20 protein-coding genes are annotated in these 15,893 nt (G+C 71.8%); 6 read left to right on the forward strand and 14 right to left on the reverse strand.

Annotation, left to right across the window (positions count from 1 at the left end; genetic code table 11):
- Positions 1-6: 6 nt before the first annotated feature.
- Positions 7-600: a TetR/AcrR family transcriptional regulator gene (locus DEJ11_RS17090; RefSeq protein ID WP_111092198.1), complete on the forward strand. Its 594-nt coding sequence runs from the start codon at positions 7-9 to the stop codon at positions 598-600.
- Positions 601-632: 32 nt separating this feature from the next.
- On the opposite strand, the gene DEJ11_RS17095 is transcribed toward DEJ11_RS17090, so the two are convergent.
- The 4 genes from DEJ11_RS17095 to DEJ11_RS17110 are packed head-to-tail and all read right to left on the reverse strand — an operon-like array spanning position 633 to position 3,280.
- Positions 633-893 (reverse strand): type II toxin-antitoxin system RelE family toxin, encoded by a 261-nt coding sequence (locus tag DEJ11_RS17095; RefSeq protein WP_111104794.1) that lies wholly within the window; start codon positions 891-893, stop codon positions 633-635.
- On the reverse strand, positions 890-1,150 hold the full coding sequence (locus DEJ11_RS17100) for a type II toxin-antitoxin system Phd/YefM family antitoxin (RefSeq protein WP_027466775.1): 261 nt from the start codon (positions 1,148-1,150) through the stop codon (positions 890-892). Before DEJ11_RS17100 ends, DEJ11_RS17095 begins: the two co-directional genes overlap by 4 nt.
- A 28-nt stretch (positions 1,151-1,178) precedes the next feature.
- Positions 1,179-1,691, reverse strand: a complete 513-nt coding sequence (locus DEJ11_RS17105; protein WP_111028941.1) for a methylated-DNA--[protein]-cysteine S-methyltransferase — start codon at positions 1,689-1,691, stop codon at positions 1,179-1,181.
- Positions 1,688-3,280 (reverse strand): Ada metal-binding domain-containing protein, encoded by a 1,593-nt coding sequence (locus DEJ11_RS17110; RefSeq protein WP_111104797.1) that lies wholly within the window; start codon positions 3,278-3,280, stop codon positions 1,688-1,690. Before DEJ11_RS17110 ends, DEJ11_RS17105 begins: the two co-directional genes overlap by 4 nt.
- A gap of 89 nt (positions 3,281-3,369) precedes the next feature.
- On the opposite strand from DEJ11_RS17110, the gene DEJ11_RS17115 reads away from it, so the two are divergent.
- Entirely contained in the window at positions 3,370-3,969 is a 600-nt protein-coding gene (locus tag DEJ11_RS17115; RefSeq protein ID WP_258375521.1) for a molybdenum cofactor biosysynthesis protein, read from the forward strand.
- A gap of 40 nt (positions 3,970-4,009) precedes the next feature.
- On the opposite strand, the gene DEJ11_RS17120 is transcribed toward DEJ11_RS17115, so the two are convergent.
- The 5 genes from DEJ11_RS17120 to folE form a co-directional block, all read right to left on the reverse strand.
- Positions 4,010-4,552, reverse strand: a complete 543-nt coding sequence (locus DEJ11_RS17120; protein ID WP_111104803.1) for a type 1 glutamine amidotransferase domain-containing protein — start codon at positions 4,550-4,552, stop codon at positions 4,010-4,012.
- 444 nt (positions 4,553-4,996) lie between these two features.
- Positions 4,997-5,650 (reverse strand): HAD-IA family hydrolase, encoded by a 654-nt coding sequence (locus DEJ11_RS17125; protein WP_111028938.1) that lies wholly within the window; start codon positions 5,648-5,650, stop codon positions 4,997-4,999.
- A 54-nt stretch (positions 5,651-5,704) separates the two neighbouring features.
- Entirely contained in the window at positions 5,705-6,454 is a 750-nt protein-coding gene (locus tag DEJ11_RS17130) for a pyrimidine reductase family protein (RefSeq protein ID WP_258375522.1), read from the reverse strand.
- Positions 6,451-7,371 (reverse strand): dihydropteroate synthase, encoded by a 921-nt coding sequence (gene folP / locus DEJ11_RS17135; RefSeq protein ID WP_071406203.1) that lies wholly within the window; start codon positions 7,369-7,371, stop codon positions 6,451-6,453. The genes DEJ11_RS17130 and folP overlap by 4 nt, the downstream gene beginning before the upstream one ends.
- Positions 7,368-7,979, reverse strand: a complete 612-nt coding sequence (gene folE / locus DEJ11_RS17140; protein ID WP_111104809.1) for a GTP cyclohydrolase I — start codon at positions 7,977-7,979, stop codon at positions 7,368-7,370. The genes folP and folE overlap by 4 nt, the downstream gene beginning before the upstream one ends.
- A 157-nt stretch (positions 7,980-8,136) precedes the next feature.
- On the opposite strand from folE, the gene DEJ11_RS17145 reads away from it, so the two are divergent.
- The gene (locus DEJ11_RS17145; RefSeq protein WP_110863257.1) at positions 8,137-9,612 is read left to right on the forward strand and encodes an NCS2 family permease; all 1,476 of its coding nucleotides are present in this window, start codon (positions 8,137-8,139) and stop codon (positions 9,610-9,612) included.
- 149 nt (positions 9,613-9,761) lie between these two features.
- Here the strand turns inward: DEJ11_RS17145 and DEJ11_RS17150 are convergent, their stop codons facing one another.
- From DEJ11_RS17150 to DEJ11_RS17160, 3 genes are all read right to left on the reverse strand, one after another.
- Entirely contained in the window at positions 9,762-10,214 is a 453-nt protein-coding gene (locus DEJ11_RS17150) for a hypothetical protein (RefSeq protein WP_111104811.1), read from the reverse strand.
- Positions 10,215-10,253: 39 nt separating this feature from the next.
- A complete protein-coding gene (locus DEJ11_RS17155; protein WP_220038343.1) occupies positions 10,254-10,502 on the reverse strand; it encodes a hypothetical protein in 249 nt (82 codons plus the stop codon).
- 101 nt (positions 10,503-10,603) lie between these two features.
- On the reverse strand, positions 10,604-11,068 hold the full coding sequence (locus DEJ11_RS17160) for a prevent-host-death protein (RefSeq protein WP_111104814.1): 465 nt from the start codon (positions 11,066-11,068) through the stop codon (positions 10,604-10,606).
- A 100-nt stretch (positions 11,069-11,168) separates the two neighbouring features.
- Between DEJ11_RS17160 and DEJ11_RS17165 the strand changes: the two genes are divergently transcribed.
- Genes DEJ11_RS17165 through DEJ11_RS17175 form a run of 3 tightly spaced genes read left to right on the forward strand, consistent with a single transcriptional unit; the run spans position 11,169 to position 12,360 of the window.
- Positions 11,169-11,435, forward strand: a complete 267-nt coding sequence (locus DEJ11_RS17165; protein ID WP_071406208.1) for a hypothetical protein — start codon at positions 11,169-11,171, stop codon at positions 11,433-11,435.
- A 26-nt stretch (positions 11,436-11,461) separates the two neighbouring features.
- Positions 11,462-11,977 carry a DUF1697 domain-containing protein gene (locus DEJ11_RS17170; protein WP_111104897.1) on the forward strand — a complete coding sequence of 172 codons (516 nt, stop codon included), beginning with the start codon at positions 11,462-11,464 and terminating at the stop codon, positions 11,975-11,977.
- Positions 11,974-12,360, forward strand: coding sequence for a VOC family protein (locus DEJ11_RS17175; protein ID WP_111104816.1), 387 nt, complete (start codon positions 11,974-11,976; stop codon positions 12,358-12,360). Before DEJ11_RS17170 ends, DEJ11_RS17175 begins: the two co-directional genes overlap by 4 nt.
- 24 nt (positions 12,361-12,384) lie before the next feature.
- Here DEJ11_RS17175 and budC read toward each other — a convergent pair whose 3' ends face one another.
- Positions 12,385-13,152 (reverse strand): meso-2,3-butanediol dehydrogenase, encoded by a 768-nt coding sequence (gene budC, locus DEJ11_RS17180; RefSeq protein ID WP_111104819.1) that lies wholly within the window; start codon positions 13,150-13,152, stop codon positions 12,385-12,387.
- A gap of 212 nt (positions 13,153-13,364) precedes the next feature.
- Positions 13,365-15,875, reverse strand: a complete 2,511-nt coding sequence (locus DEJ11_RS17185; RefSeq protein WP_111104821.1) for a glycoside hydrolase family 65 protein — start codon at positions 15,873-15,875, stop codon at positions 13,365-13,367.
- Between the last annotated feature and the right edge of the window lie 18 nt (positions 15,876-15,893).

Below are 15,893 nucleotides of genomic sequence, written 5' to 3' on the forward strand. Positions count from 1 at the left end.
GACCCGGTGCCCCGCCGTGTCGACCTCGAGGAACGGGGATCCCTGGTGGCTGCGGCCTGCCTGCGGATCCTGGAGCGGGACGGCCTCAGCGCGCTGTCCGTGCGGAACGTCGCGGACGAGGCCGGCATCGCCCCGGCGTCACTCCGCCGCGTGTTCCCGACACAGCACGCCCTGCGCGAGCACTGCCTGACGATCATCGAGGAACGGGTCACCGTTCGGCTCGCCGCCCTGCGTTCGACGGGTCGTGCGCTCGCACTGGACGTCCTCGCCCAGGTGCTGCCGCTCGACGCCGAGCGCACGACCGAGATCCTGGCGCAGGTGCAGCTCGGCGTGCTCGCGCGCACCGACGACCACCTGGCCGCGAGTGCCCGACGCCTGAACGACGGGGTCCGCCGGGTGTGCACCCGGGCGCTGGAGATCCTGCGTGAGGACGGCGGCTTCGGCGACGGTCGCGACCTGACCGACGAGGTCGACCGGCTGCACGCGCTGATCGACGGGCTGGCGGTCGAGCACACGTGGGATCCGGCGGCACGTGCGCCCGAGCGGGTCCTGGCGCTCGTCGAACTGCACGTGGACAGCCTGCGCGGCGCGATCGCCTGACGGCTGACGGCTGCCGGCTGCCGGCTGCCGGCTCATCGGTCCCGGTAGACCTCGCGCCGGTGCCCGGCATCGACGACCACCACGATGAGCTTGCCGTCGTCGATCCGGTAGATCAGCCGGTAGTCCCCCGAGTGGACCCGCCACCCGGGCCGGTTCACGAGCTTGCGTGCGGCGGGTGGCCGGGGGTGCTCGGCGAGGATCGCGAGGAGCCCCTCGATCCGCCGTCGCCCGTCGAGCGGGAGCTTGCGGATGACGCGTTGCGCGGCCGGGATGACCTCGACCGAGTACGTCACCCGAGACCGAGTTCGCGCTTGAGGTCGTCCCACTTGACGTTCTCGCCACCGATGCGGGCACTCTCCGCAACGGCTTCGTCGTAGGCGACCAGGTCGTCCAGGTCCTCCGCCGCCTCGAGCAACCGGTCGAGGACGGCCGCGTCGACCACTGCGGCGACGCGCTTGTTGCGCCGGGTCAGGTAGACGGGTTCGTGCCGGGCGTCGTCGATGATCGACGCCAGGCGGCCACGGGCTTCGGAGATCGACACTTCGCTCACCTGTACATTCTAGAGCGTTTTGTACAAGTCAGACGAGTGCCGTGGTGCCGACCGACTCCCGTTCGAGCAGTGATCGCTTGACGTCGAGGCCCCACGCGAAGCCGCCGAGCGTTCCGTCCGAGCGCAGCACCCGGTGGCACGGGACGAAGAGCGCCGGGGCGTTCCGGGCACACACGCTCGCTGCCGCCCGCACGGCGTCGGGCCGGCCCATCGCCGCCGCGAACCCGGTGTAGGTCAGGGTGCCGCCGGCGGGGATCCGGCGGAGCTGGCGCCACCCCTCGGTGAAGAGCTCGGTGCCGAACTGGCGCACGGGCACCTGCATGGCGTGCTCGACCTCGCCCGAGTAGAAGGCGTCGACCGCGTCGGCCGAGGCGACCACGCCGTCGAGCACCCGGTCGGGGCGGTGGCGGTCGGCCAGACGGGCGAGGATCCGCTCGACGGAGTCGGTCCACCCGGACGCGAGGACCCTGCCCTCGGCGTCTTCGAGCACGGTGAACGCCCCGTCGGGGGTGTCCAGGGTCTGGATGGTTGCGTCGGTCATCGGTCGTCCTTCCGGGGGTCCTCGGGGGCACGGGCTGCACGGGCGCCGGCGGTCGCGGTCATCGCGCGGTCGATGATCGGTCGCCAGCAGTGCATCGTGAGGTAGCTCCGCCAGGGGGCCACCTGCTCCGACCATAGGGAGAGCTCGCGCGCCGTTCCGGGCAGCCCGAGTTCCTGTGCACCGTTCCGCACGGCGAGGTCGCTGTGGAGGAAGATGTCCGGGTGGTGCCGGACCCGCAGCGCGACGTAGTCGGCGGTCCACGGCCCGATGCCCTTCACCGCGAGGAGTCCGTCGCGCAGGTCACCGAGGGACTGCCCACCGTCCACCACCAGGGACCCGTCGGCGAGCGCCGCAGCCACCCGCAGGATCGTGTCGACGCGGGCGGCGGGGCCGCGCAGCACCTCGTGCCCGCGTTCGGCGATCACCGCCGCGGACGGGAACAGCAGCCCGCCGGGCCGGATGGCGTCCGGCACCGTCGCTCCGAGTGCGGCCACGAGCCGGGTCTGCGCGGTGCGCGCCGCGGCCACCGAGACCTGCTGCCCGATCAGGGTGCGGAACACGATCTCGTGCGCGTCCACCGCGCCGGGGAGCCGGAGGCCGGGCACCCGTCCGACGGGGCCGGCGAGCTCGGGCACGGCTCCGACAACGGCGTCGACGGCGACCGGGTCGGCGTCGAGGTCGAACAGCGCACGCACCCGCGCCACGAGCGCGGGCAGGTCGGAGAGGTCGGTGACCCGCACGCGCAGGTCGATCCCGGTGCCCCGCCCGGCCGCGTCGGGGACGGCTGCCGATGCGCTGAACCAGCCCGGGCCTCCAGGCAGGTCGACCAGCCGCCCGTACGACGTGACCCGACCGGTGGGGTCGGTGTCCGCCTGCTCCGTGCCCGGCAGGGCGTGCAGCGCGTGCCAGTCGAGCAGGCCCTGCGCGTCGAAGGGTGCCCGGGCCGGCAGGTGCACGTGCAGTGCCCCGTCGCCGCCGTCCGTGGCACCGTCGCCTCGCCCGGACCGGCGTGCGCGGAGTTCGGTCGGGGTGACGGCGAAGACCTCGCGCACGGTGTCGTTGAACTGCCGGACGCTGGCGAAGCCTGCGGCGAACGCGACGTCGGCGACGGGCAGGTCGGACGAGGTGAGCAGGGTCCGCGCGGTCTGCGCCCGGTGCGCCCGGCTGAGCGCCTTCGGCCCGGCGCCCAGCTCGGCCGTCATGATGCGGTTGAGCTGCCGCTCCGAGTACCCCACACGCGCGGCGAGCCCGGGGACGCCGTCGCGCTCGACGACACCGTCGAGGACGAGTCGCATCGCCCGGCCGGCGACGTCCTCGCGCAGGTCCCACTCGGGGCTGCCGGGGGTCGCCTCGGGCAGGCAGCGCTTGCAGGCGCGGAAGCCGGCCAGGTGCGCTGCGGCGCTCGTGCGGTAGAAGGTGACGCCGGAGACCCTCGGCGTGCGGGCCGGGCAGCTGGGCCGGCAGTAGATGCCGGTGGAGTGCACGGCGGTGACGAACTGGCCGTCGAAGCGCGCGTCGCGGGAGGCGACGGCGCGGTGCCGCTCGGCGTGCAGCGCGTCAGGCTGCGCGTCGGTGTCCGGGGTGGTCATGGACTCAGCCTGACATGCGCCGCCGACGTCGACTGGCGGGAATCGGACGGAGCAGCGCACGGCCGGGAGGCCCGGCTAGCGTTGACCGGGTGACTTCCGCAGACGACGTGGCCGGTCTCGACGACCTGCCGTTCCGGACCGAGGTCGAGGTCGCGCTGCTGCTCGTCTCGCCGCGGCACCGGTACGAGGGACGCCCGGCCGACGGCGCGCTGCCGGTGGGCGCGGACGATCCGGACGAGTCACGCGACCGGATCGAACTGCGGGCCGGACTGGGCATCGTCGGTGACCGGTACTTCGCGGCCCGGGCGCACGTGCACGCCTCGGTCACGGTGATCGGCCTGGAGGGGCTGGAAGCCGTCGGCCACGCAATCGGTGCCACGGTCGACCCCGCTGCGACCCGACGGAACGTGTTCCTGCGGGGCGCCGACGTCGAGGCACTGCGGGGCGAGCCGTTCTCGCTGGAGAGCGTGCTTCCCGGTGGCAACAGCAGCGGCGCCCTCGGTCGTGCCGTCCGGTTCCGTGGCTACCGCGCGGCGAACCCCTGCGCCTGGATGGACCACGAGGTGGCACCCGGGGCGTTCCGGGCGATGCGCGGCCGGGGCGGCGTGCGGTGCGACCCAGAGTCCGACGGTGTGCTCACCCTCGGTCCGGCGGTGCTCCGCACGGCCCGCCCCGTGGCGCTCGGCTGACGCGGTCGCCGGGCGGGGCGACCGCCCTGCGGCACAGTGCTCAGGCGGTGAGGGCGCTCTCGATCGCGTCGACGAACGCCGGCAGGTCGTCCGGGGTGCGGGAGGTGATGAAGCCGCCGTCGATCTGGACCTCCTGGTCGACCCACTCGGCACCGGCATTCCGCAGGTCGGTCTGCAGCGACGGGAACGACGTGACGGTCTTGCCCGACAGCACGCCCGCCTCGACGAGGGTCCACGGGCCGTGGCAGATCGCCGCGACCGGCTTGCTCGCCTCGGCGAAGGCCTGCACGAGCGTCGCTGCGCGGGACTCCTGGCGCAGCGTGTCGGCGTTGATCGTGCCGCCGGGGATCACGAGGGCGTCGAAGTCCTTCGCGTCGACACCGGCGATGGTGGTGTCCGGCTCGAGCGTCTGCCCCGGGTCCTTGTCGCCGACCAGCGTCTGGATCGTGCCGGTCTCCTTCGCCGCCACGGTCACCGAGGCACCGCGCTCACGCAGCTGCTCGGTGGGGACGACGATCTCGTCCTGCTCCACGCCGTAGTTCGTCGTGATGACGAGGACCTTCTTGCCGTCGAGGGTTGCCATGATCCGCTCCTTCCGCGGCCCGGTCGTTCCGGCCGCACACCCGAGGGTCGTCGGGGTCGGCTGGGCAGGCCTCCAGGGGCGGCTCGGGGGTCCACTTGGGCGGTCGCGACCCCCCGCTCACGTCCGCCAGGTGATCGCGAAGTGTCGGCTGGCGGCGGCGCAGCCGACGGTTCCTGACAACTCGGCGCAGGCCGGGCGGGGTGTCCTGACCGGCCGCCGAGGCGCCGTGGACGCGCCCACAGTCGGTCTGGAGGCATGGTGCGGGCCCGCCACGGGCCTCCAGGCCGCCGTCCCGCCGGTCGCAACACCCCGCTCACGTCCGCCGGGTGGTCACGAAGTGTCGCCTGGCGGCGGCGCAGCCGACGGTTCCTGACCACTCGGCGCAGGCCGGGCGGGGTGTCCTGACCGACGGCAGACCGCGGGCAGGCAGGAGGGGCGCCGCGCTCAGCCGCGGATGCGGAAGGCGTCGCCGTCGCGCTCGACGGTCAGGCCGTCGTACCCGTGGACCCGGTGCAGGCCGGCCGTCACCGGGTGCTCGAGCGGACCGACGACGACCGTGGTCGCGCCGGAGGCGATGGCGGACTCCAGCCCGGCCGGGGCGTCCTCGAACGCCACGCAGTCGGTCGGGTCGACGCCGAGCAGGGCAGCCCCGCGCAGGTAGCCGTCGGGGTGGGGCTTGCCGTGCTCGACGTCCTCCGAGGGCACGAAGGCCTCGGGCACGGCGAACCCGGCGGCAGCCATCCGGCCCGCGGCGAGGTCACGCGGGGCACTCGTCACGAGGGCCACCGGGACGCCGAGTTCGACGAGTCGCTGCACGAAGGCGACGGCGCCGGGGATCTCGAGGATGCCCTCGGTGCTCGCGGTCTCCTCGGCGACGAGCTCGGCCGCGATCCGCTGCTGCTCGGCCAGGGGCAGATCGGGCAGGAAGCGCCGCAGGGTGTCGATCGCCTGCCGCCCGTGCGAGAACGCGAGGATCTCGTCGGGGTCGATGCCGTTCGCGTGGCCGAACCGGGTCCAGGTCGCCTCGACCACCGCGGTCGAGTCGACGAGCGTCCCGTCCATGTCGAAGAGGACCCCGGACGCCACGATGTCGATCACGCGCCCGACCCTAGCCCACGGGGGTCAGCGCGCCCCGGCACCAGCGCGGACGGGTCAGCGCGCCCGGACGTACCGGGTGAGCAGCACGCCGCCGGCGCCGAGCAACACGTGCGCCGGTCGCATCCGCCGGAGTTCCGGCGAGGACCCCCGGGCGATGCGCGGCCCCTCCCCGCCCTCGAGCGACGGGTCGAGCGTCAGGGTCAGCTCGTCGACGGCGTCCGCGGCGATGAGCGCCCCGAGGAACGACGGCCCGCCCTCGCAGTGGATCATCCCGAGGCCACGGTCGGCCAACAGGCCTCGGATCCGCCCGGCCTCCACCGAGTCCGGCTCGTCGTCCGCGCTGCAGGGCACGACGTCGGCGACCTCGGCGAGCGCCTGCGCCTTCGACGACGCAGCCGCCGTCGCCGACGTCAGGACGATCGGGCGCACCGGCGCCTCGGTGAACACCCGAGACCCCGGGTCGAGCGACAGCGAGCCGGTGACGATCGCGAACACGGGGTGGTCCGGCTTGCCGTGCGCCCGACGCCAGGCGACGTCGGCGTCGTGCAGGACCATCGGCCCGTAGCCCTCGTCGCGGACGGTGCCGGCGGCGACGAGCACGACGTCGGCCACCCGCCGGAGCAGGTCGAAGACCCGCAGGTCGTCGTCACCGCCGAGCGACCCGGACACCCCGGCAGCCGAGGCCGAACCGTCCAGCGTCGCGACGAAGTTCACGCGGAGCCAGGGGGCCCCGGCGTCGGCGGTGTAGAGGTCGAGCAGGTCGTCGTCGGACAGGTCCGCGATCGACGGGGGCAGGACGTTCACGTGTTGTGCCTCGATTCCACGGGGGTGCGCCATCCGAGTGTGGCCTCGACCATGCGCATCGCGTCGACGCTCTCGGCGACGTCGTGCATCCGGACGATCCGGGCGCCGAGCATCGCGCTCACGGTCGCGACGGCGAGCGATCCGGAGAGCCGTTCCCCGCGGGGGCGGCCGAGCGACTCCCCGACGAAGTCCTTGTTCGACACCGCGGCGAGGACCGGGTAGCCGAGCGCGACGACCTCGGGCAGCCGACGGGTGAGCTCGAGGGTGTGCACGGTGTTCTTGTGCAGGTCGTGGCCCGGGTCGACGATGATCCGCGACTCGGGGATGCCCGCGGCGAGCGCCCGGTCGACCCGTTCGCGCAGGAACGCGACGACCTCGCCCGCGATGTCGCCGTACTGCGGGGGTGCGGGCAGCGGACGACGGGGTTCGGCGAGCGAGTGCGTGATGACGACGGTGGCCTCGGAGTCGGCGACCACGGCGGCCATCCGGGGGTCGGACAGGCCGGTGGTGTCGTTGACGACGGTCGCTCCGGCTGCGATCGCCGCTGCAGCGACCTCCGGGCGGAAGGTGTCGACGCTGATGACGACGTCGGACTGCTGGGCGAGCTGCTCGACGACGGGGACGACGCGGTCGATCTCGTCGGAGGCGGGCAGTTCCGGACCGGGGGCGAACTTCACGCCACCGATGTCGACCCAGTCGGCACCCTGCTCGGCGGCGCGGACCGAGGCGGCGACGGCCCGGTCGAGCTCGAAGGTGGCGCCGCGGTCGTGGAACGAGTCGGGGGTGCGGTTCACGATCGCCATCACGGCGATGCGGTGGTCGAAGTCGATGGTGCGGCGGCCGAACGTCCGGACCGGGTGGCGCAGGTCCGGCACGACCCAGCCGGGGCCGGCCGTGCCGTCGGGGAGGCCCGTCATGCGTCCGCCCCGGCACGCTCGTCGTGCCCGGCCTCGGTCCCACGCCCGGCACCGATGAGCGCGATCGCCTCGGCTCGTCCCGCGGCGTCGGCGAGCGAACCGTTCGCCGCCACCGTCACCGTCGTCGAACCGGTCTGGCGCTCCCCACGCGTCGTGACGCACTGGTGCTGCGCGTCGAGGACCACGAGGACGCCCTCGGCGCCGAGCCCCTCGGCGATGGTCGCGGCGACCTGTTCGCCGAGCCGCTCCTGCAGCTGCGGACGGGAGGCCACCGCGTCGAGCACCCGCGCCAGCGTGCCGAGCCCGATGAGGCGGTCGCCCGGCGCGTACGCCAGGTGCGCGACCCCGAGGAACGGCAGCAGGTGGTGCTCGCAGACGGAGCGGAACTTCACGTCGCGCACGATCACGAGCCGACCGCGTTCGCCGTCCTCGGCGTGCACGGTGCCGTCCCGGGCGATGGCGACCGCGTCGGTGCCGATCCCGGAGAAGAACTCGGCGTACGAGTCGGCGACCCGGGCGGGGGTGCGGGTGAGTTCCGGGCGGTCGGGATCCTCGCCGATGGCGAGCAGCAGCTCGCGGACGGCGGCCTCGACACGGGCGCGGTCCATGGGTGACGTCACCCGCTCATCCAACACCAGCCATGGCCGGAGAACGCGGGCAGACGCCCAGCGCGAGGTGCGCGATCCGCGTGGAACGGGCCTCCCGGCTGTCACAACCTGTGAGACCGGTGTGACACGCCCGAAACCCAGCGTCCTTTAAACTCTCGTGGTGAGCGCCCCGCAGACCGACACCACGCCCCGGAACCGCTTCGCGACCGGCCTCGATCGATTCTTCTCCATCACGCAACGCGGATCGTCGATCCCCCGCGAGGTCCGCGGTGGCCTCGTCTCGTTCGTGACGATGGCGTACATCGTCATCCTGAACCCCCTCATCCTCGGCGGGTTCAGCGCCGACCAGGCCGCCAAGGACGTCAGCGGCGGATGGCTCGAGAACGCTCAGGTGGCCGCGGCGACCGGCCTCGTCGCCGGCGTCATGACCATCGCGATGGGCATCATCGCGAACCTGCCGTTCGGCATCGCCGCGGGGCTCGGGATCAACTCGTTCCTCGCCGTCAGTGTCGTGCACCAGGTCACCTGGGCCGAGGCGATGGGCCTGGTCGTCATCAACGGCGTGATCATCGTGATCCTCGCGCTGACCGGCATCCGGACGATGATCTTCACCGCCGTCCCGGCACAGCTCAAGGCCGCGATCACCGTCGGCATCGGCCTGTTCATCGCGTTCATCGGGCTCGTCGACTCCGGCTTCGTGCGGTCCTCCGGGCTCGCGTCGCCGCCGCTGCAGCTCGGCGAGGACGGCTCCGTCGGCGCCCTGCCGACCATCGTGTTCCTCATCGGCCTGATCATCATCGGCACGCTCATGGCCCGCCGGGTCAAGGGTGCGCTGCTCATCGGCATCGTCGCGACCACGATCATCGCGATCATCCTGCAGGCGATCTTCCAGGTGCCGACCTCGGTCGAATCGAAGACCGGTTGGAACCTCAACGCCCCCGGCCTGCCGAGCGCACTGTTCGCCGTGCCGGACCTGTCGCTCGTCGGCCACGCCGACGTCTTCGGCGCCTTCACCCGCATCGGCCCGCTCGCCGCGTCGATGCTCGTCTTCACCCTCGTCTTCACGAACTTCTTCGACGCCATGGGCACCATGACCGGTCTGGCCAAGGCCGCCGGTGTCGCGAAGCCGGACGGCACGTTCCCCCGCCTGAAGTCGGCGCTCGTCGTCGAGGGCGTCGGCGCGATCGCCGGTGGTGGCGCGTCGGTGTCGTCGAACACGGTCTTCATCGACTCGGCCTCCGGCATCGGCGAGGGCGCCCGCACGGGCATGGCCTCGGTCGTCACCGGCCTGCTGTTCCTGGCGTCGATGTTCCTCACGCCGCTCACCCAGGTCGTCCCGCTCGAGGTCGCAGCCGCCGGGCTCGTCGTCGTCGGTGCGCTCATGGTCGCGCAGGTCGCGGACATCTCGTGGTCGGACTTCGGCTCGGCCCTGCCGGCGTTCCTGACGATCGTCGTCATGCCGCTGACCTACTCGATCGCGAACGGCATCGGCGCCGGCTTCATCAGCTGGGTGCTCATCAAGCTGCTGTCCGGCCGTGGCCGTGAGGTCTCGTGGCTGCTCTACGTCGTCGCCGCGGGCTTCCTGCTGTACTTCGCGCGGGGGCCGCTGGAGGCGCTGCTCGGCGTCGGCTGAGGCGTTCCTGCTGGGCCTTGCTGGTCGGGCTGGGCCTGCGCAAGACGCCGTCGTGTCATCGAGACGCCGCCGAATCCGGCGGCGTCTCGACGTTTCCGGGGCGTCTTCCGCAGGACGCCGGCGTCTTCCGCAGGCCTGGAGGCCCGTGGTCAGTCCGGCAGGTCGCTCGGCGTCGCCTCGTGGTGGCGCTGGTCCTGGGTGCGACGGTCTTCCTTCATGCCCGCCTCGAACAGGTGGCGGCGGCCCTGCACGAGCTCGTCGCGCGCAGTGCGCTCGAGCTCCTTGGCGAGCGCGTAGTAGCCGTCGTCGTAGTCCTCGACGATCTGGAACGTCCAGCGGCCCGCGATGACGTTGCGGCCCACGAGTTCGGTGTCGATGCGCTCGGCGAGTTCGGTGTGCCCGGCCTTCCGCAGCTGCTCGACCGCCTCACCGAGGTTCAGGTCAGCGGTGCCGGTCAGGCGGTGGAACCCGTAGAGCAGGCCACGGGCGTGCTCGATGACCTCGACCGCGGCGGACAGGCTGCCGAGTGCCTCGACCGTGGCCTCGGACACCCCCTCGGGAACCTGGTGCTGCGTGTCGGGGCCCTGTGCGTCGTTCGTCATGGGTCCCGTCTACACGACGACTGCCGAGGCCGAGCGCAGTCACTTCGTCTGGTTGGGGTGGTGGGTGTGCACGTCGGTGATGCACACCACCCGGTCATCCACGTCGACCGTGAACCAGATCCGGGCGCCGCGCTTCAGCTCGAACTGACGACGCGTCCACTCCCGGCCAGAGTGTCGAACCACACCGAGTTCCCCGCGCAGGGCGTGGCAGGACAGGTCCTCGGTCAACGGATCCGTGGTCAGCCGATCCCACGCGGCAGCGACTGCGTTCCGCTGCACCGCCACCACGTCGCGCCACCCCTGTTCCGCGCCACGTGTCCCCGAAGACGATCGTGTACTCCGTCGAACGGATCGGCCGGGGGACCCCGCCGCGCCGGCCCGCCACCGCGTCAGGGCTTCTGGACGCGGATCGGCTCGGCGAGGATCTCCGGCTCTCCGGTGTCCCAGCCCGCGGCGATCGCCTCGGCACTGTTGCGCCACGCCTGCATCTCGAGCAGGAGTCTGCGCGGCTGCCGGAGCGAGAACGAGCCACGGGCGACGTCGACGATCTCCCGGGCGAAGCGCTGCTGGTCTGCGGCGCTGAGGAGCTTGATCCACGGGTACGGGATCGCCAGCCGATCGTGGAGTGGCAGTTGCTCGTTGAGCGTCACCGCGGCGATGAGCTGCGCCGCGATGTCGAGCACTGCGTCGTCGTCGTCGGATCGTTCCTTCGTGGTGAGGACGAGGGGCTTCCCGTCGCGACGGGTGACCTCGAGCGGGGCTTCCTCGGCGGCAGCGAACACCTGCTTGGCGTGGCGGGAGAGGTCAGAGGACTGCACCGACCGTCGGGATCGGGGCGGAGCGACGAGCGTCATGGATCGAGCCTATTCAGAACGTGTTCTGAATGCAACGGTCAGTTGCGACGTCAGAGGTCGACACCTACCATTCGAACACACGTTCGAACGAGGAGACCCGATGATGATCACCGACACGGCCGCCACGGTGTGGTGGGTCGAGGGCACGCCGACCCGGCTGGTGTGGGCCGGACGGCGCTGGCGGGTGAGCGACACCCCCACCCGGCTGACCGTGACGCGCGCCGAGCTGCCCACCGCGATCACCCATGCGCCCGAGCGCACCGTGGGCTGGCGGTTCCAGGCGACCAGCGACGACGACGGCGAGGCCCTGGTGGTCGACATCGTGCCGCAGGGTGCCGGTTGGGGCGTGGCCCGGACGTGGACGTGAGCGGCCCGGACCGCTACCGTCCGGACATGGACAGGTGGGTGGCGCTGCTGCGCGGGGTCAACGTGAACGGCATCGCGATCCGGAGCGCTGAGCTCGCGGAACTCTTCCGAGGGCTCGGGTTCGACGACGTCCGCACCGTGCTCGCCTCGGGCAACGTCGTGTTCTCCGCCGACGTGCCCGCCGAGCAGCTCAAGACGTCGATCGAGCAGGGGCTGCGCGACCGGTTCGGGTACGACGCCTGGATCGTGCTCGTCCGGCACGACGCCCTCGCGGCCGTGGTCGACGGGTTCCCCTTCGCGCGTGCCGACGAACGGCACGACTACGTCGTGTTCGGGTCCGACGACGATGCGCTCGACGCCTTGGTCGCGGACCTCGAACACGACGACTCGGTCGAGCAGGTCGCCCGCGGCGACGGGGTCGTCTACTGGTCGTGTCCGAAGGGCTCGAGCACCGACACCGTGTTCGCCAAGCGGGCCGCCGCCGCACGCTTCAAGCGCACGACGACGACCCGCAACACGAACACCCTCCGGAAGCTCCTGTGACGATCGGCACGCTGCACCACGTCGAGCTCCGCACCGCCGACCTCGACACCGCCGCCGGGTCCTGGGGCTGGCTGCTCGGCGAACTCGGCTACGAGCCGTTCCAACGCTGGGAGCACGGCCGGAGCTGGCGGCTCGGCCCGTTGTACGTCGTCCTCGAATCGGCACCGCTGGGCGGCGATCACGACCGCCGCCGACCGGGGCTCAGCCACCTGGCGTTCCACGCCGGTACTGCCGAGACGGTGGAGCGACTCTGGGCCGAGGCTCCCGGTCACGGCTGGGCACGCCTGTACGAGGACCGGCACCCGTTCGCCGGTGGTCCGGAGCACCACGCGGCCTTCTTCGAGGACGCCGAGCGGTTCAAGGTCGAGCTCGTCGCCAGCTGACGGTGCCGCCGGGGCCGGGGCGGCTCAGGCCTGCGGCGGCTGCCCGTTGCTCGCCATCGTGCCGCCGTCCACCGGCAGGACCGCACCCGTGATGAACGAGGCCGCGTCGCTGGCCAGGAACAGGATCGCCTCGGCGACCTCGGCAGAGCGACCCCCGCGGCCGAGGGCGATGCGCTCGGTGAACTTCGACTGCAGGGCCTCGTCCTCCGCCTGCTCCTGGGTGAGGTCGGTCCAGATGAGTCCCGGAGCGACGGCGTTCACGCGCACGCCGAACTGCCCGTTGTCGAGGGCAGCCGCCTTGGTGAAGTTCGTCACGCCGCCCTTCGCCGCGTTGTAGGGGCTCATCCGCCAGTCGGCGTCCTCACCGGAGACCGACGACGTGTTGATGATCGACCCCTTCGTCTCGCGCAGGAACGGCAGGGCCGCCCGGGTGCCGTAGAACACACCGGACAGGTCGGTCTCGATGACCCGGCGCCACTCGGCCGTGCTGATGTCGGTGATGTCGCCCGAGCTGAAGGTCCCGGCGTTGTTCACCAGGACGTCGAGCCGGTCGAAGCGGTCGATCGCCGCCGAGACGACGGTCTCCCAGTCCTCCGGGCTCGCCACGTCGGCGTGCAGGGCGACGACCCGGTGCGTCGGCAGGGAGTCACCCACCGCGCGGACCTTCTCCTCGACGCTGTCGGTCAGCACGACCGACGCACCCTCGTCGATGAACGCCCGCGCCGTCGCCTCACCGATGCCGGACCCTGCGCCCGTGACGATCGCGACCTTGCCCTCGAACCGGTTGCCCATGATGTCTCCTCTCGTTGCACGAACCGTGCCCGGGGAGACGCCATCGACCCGAGGGGCACGGCAGACCACGGTGCCCCGGACCGACTGGACGCGTTCGGAGGCGCCGGCAACGTCCCGGGAACACAGGTCGCCCCGGCTCCGCGAGGCGGAACCGGGGCGACGTGCGACTGCGGCGCAGGGCAGTGCAGTGCAGTGCAGCGCAGGAACTGGCGTCAGCCGGTCGAGTCGTCGAGGTCGAAGTCGCGCTCCAGGGAGATCGTCGGGATCGACGCGGTGATGACCGAGCCGTCCGCACGCAGCGTGCCCTGGATGTCGCTCGTGGTCGGGGCGTGCCCGGACATCCGCGGCCCGTGGTGCGGCAGCGGCACCACGGTGGGCTCCCCCGCCTCGACGTCCCACTGCTGGTTGTGCACCCACACCGTGAAGCCCGAACCGGTCTCGACCGTGAGCGTCATGGCTTCCTGCTCGAGGTCGACCCGGACCCGCGATCCGCGCACCGTCAGACGGTAGGACAGACGGTCCCAGTGCTTCGGCAACCGCGGGTTGAAGCTCATCCGCCCGCCGTGGTCGCGCATGCCACCGAAGCCGTTGACGAGGGCACCCCAGATGCCACCGGTCGACGCGATGTGCACGCCGTCCGAGGTGTTGCCGTGCAGGTCCGCCAGGTCGACGTAGAGCGCGGTCTGGAAGTACTGGTCGGCGAGGTCGTGGTACCCGACCTCGGCCGCCATGATCGACTGCACGACCGCGGACAGCGTCGAGTCACCGGTGGTGAGTGCGTCGTAGTAGTCGAAGTCGCGACGCTTCTCGGCCGCGGTGAACTCGTGCCCCTGCAGGAACAGCGCGAGCACGACGTCGGCCTGCTTCAGCACCTGGAACCGGTAGATCACCAGCGGGTGGTAGTGGAGCAGCAGCGGGCGCTTGGACTCGGGGGTGTTCTCGAGGTCCCAGAGTTCCTTGTCGAGGAACTGGGCGTCCTGCGGGTGGATGCCGCGGTGCGGGTCGAAGGGGATCTCCATCGACTCGGCGGCGTGCTCCCACTCGACGAGCTCGTCCGGCTGCAGACCGGTCCGGCGCACCATGCGGTCGTACTCTTCGGCGTCGTCGGCGGCGAGCTCGCGGCAGGCGTTGACGGCGAACCACAGGTTCGCCCGCGCCATGACGTTCGTGTACAGGTTGTCGTCGACGACGGTCGTGTACTCGTCCGGCCCGGTGACGCCGTCGATGTGGAACTTCTTGTCGCCGTTGGACCGCCAGAACCCGAGGTCGGCCCAGAGCCGGGCGGTCTCCACGAGCACGTCGATGGCGCCGCGCTTCAGGAACTCGCGGTCCCCCGAGGCCCGCACGTACTGCATGAGCGCATGCGAGATGTCGGCGTCGATGTGGTATTGCGCGGTGCCGGCGGCGTAGTACGCGCTGGACTCTTCACCGTTGATCGTCCGCCACGGGAACAGGGCGCCGCGCTGGTTCAGCTCGCGGGCCCGAGCCCGCGCCGCGTCGAGCATGTTGTAGCGGAAGCGCAGGGCGTTCCGCGCGACGATCGGCGCCGTGTACGACAGGAACGGCAGGACGTAGATCTCCATGTCCCAGAAGTAGTGGCCGCCGTAGCCGGAGCCGGTGACGCCCTTCGCGGCGATGCCGTGGCCGTCGGTGCGGGCGGTGGCCTGCGCGAGCTGGAAGAGGTTCCAGCGGACGGCCTGCTGGATCGCGGGCTGACCGGCGATCTCGACGTCGCTGCGGGCCCAGTAGTCGTCGAGCCAGTCGCGCTGCTTCGCGAAGGTCTCGTCGACGTTCTCGGCGTGCGCGCGGTCGAGCGTGCGGTCGCACCGGTCGGCGAGCTCGCGCACGGGCACCCCGCGGGAGGTGTGGTAGACCACGTGCTTCACGAGCCGGATGGGCTGCCCGGCGCGGGCCTGCACCCGGTAGACGTGCTTCGCCAGGTCGTCCTCGATCGACGACGACTCGTCCCAGCTGTTCTCGGTCTCGATGTGGTGCTCGACGCCGACGCAGATCGTCATGCCGGAGCTGGACGCCTGGTACCCGAGGACCGAACGGCCGCCGGTGCTGCGCTTGAGCTTCGGCACGAGCACCCGCTCGGTGAACGACTCGGCCTTGCGGGGGTCGAAGGCGTTCGCCGCGGCCCGCATGCCGGCGTGGTACTCGTCCTGCACGTCCTGGCGGTTGAGGATCTGACTGGACAGCAGGATCGAGGCGTCCGCGTCGAGCACGGTGACCTCGTAGTCGATGACGGCGAGGTGCCGGTCGGTGAACGACACGAGTCGACGTGCCCGGATGAGCACCCGCTTGCCAGACGGCGTCGACCACTCGGTCTCGCGGAACAGGTAGCCGCCGCGGAACTCCAGCCGACGGGTGTGCCGGAGGATGTCGGCCTCGGCCAGCACGAGCGGCTCGTCGTCGACGTAGAGGCGGATGACCTTGGCGTCCGGCGCGTTGATGATCGTCTGCCCGGTCTTCGCGAAGCCGAAGGCGTCTTCCGCGTGCCGGATCGGCCAGGTCTCGTGGAACCCGTTGATGTACGTGCCGTACTGCACACCGCCACGGCCTTCGTCGAGGTTCCCGCGCAGGCCGAGGTACCCGTTGCCGACGGCGAAGTTCGTCTCGGCGACGCCCTGCTCGTCGGGGGTGTACTCGGTCTCGACGAGGGCCCACTCGTCGATCGGGTAGCGGACGCGGTCGAGGGGGTCCGAGGTGATGGGGTTCATGCTGCTCCGTGGGAAGGG

Origin of the sequence: Curtobacterium sp. MCLR17_058 (assembly GCF_003234705.2) — a bacterium.
Lineage (GTDB): Bacteria > Actinomycetota > Actinomycetes > Actinomycetales > Microbacteriaceae > Curtobacterium > Curtobacterium flaccumfaciens.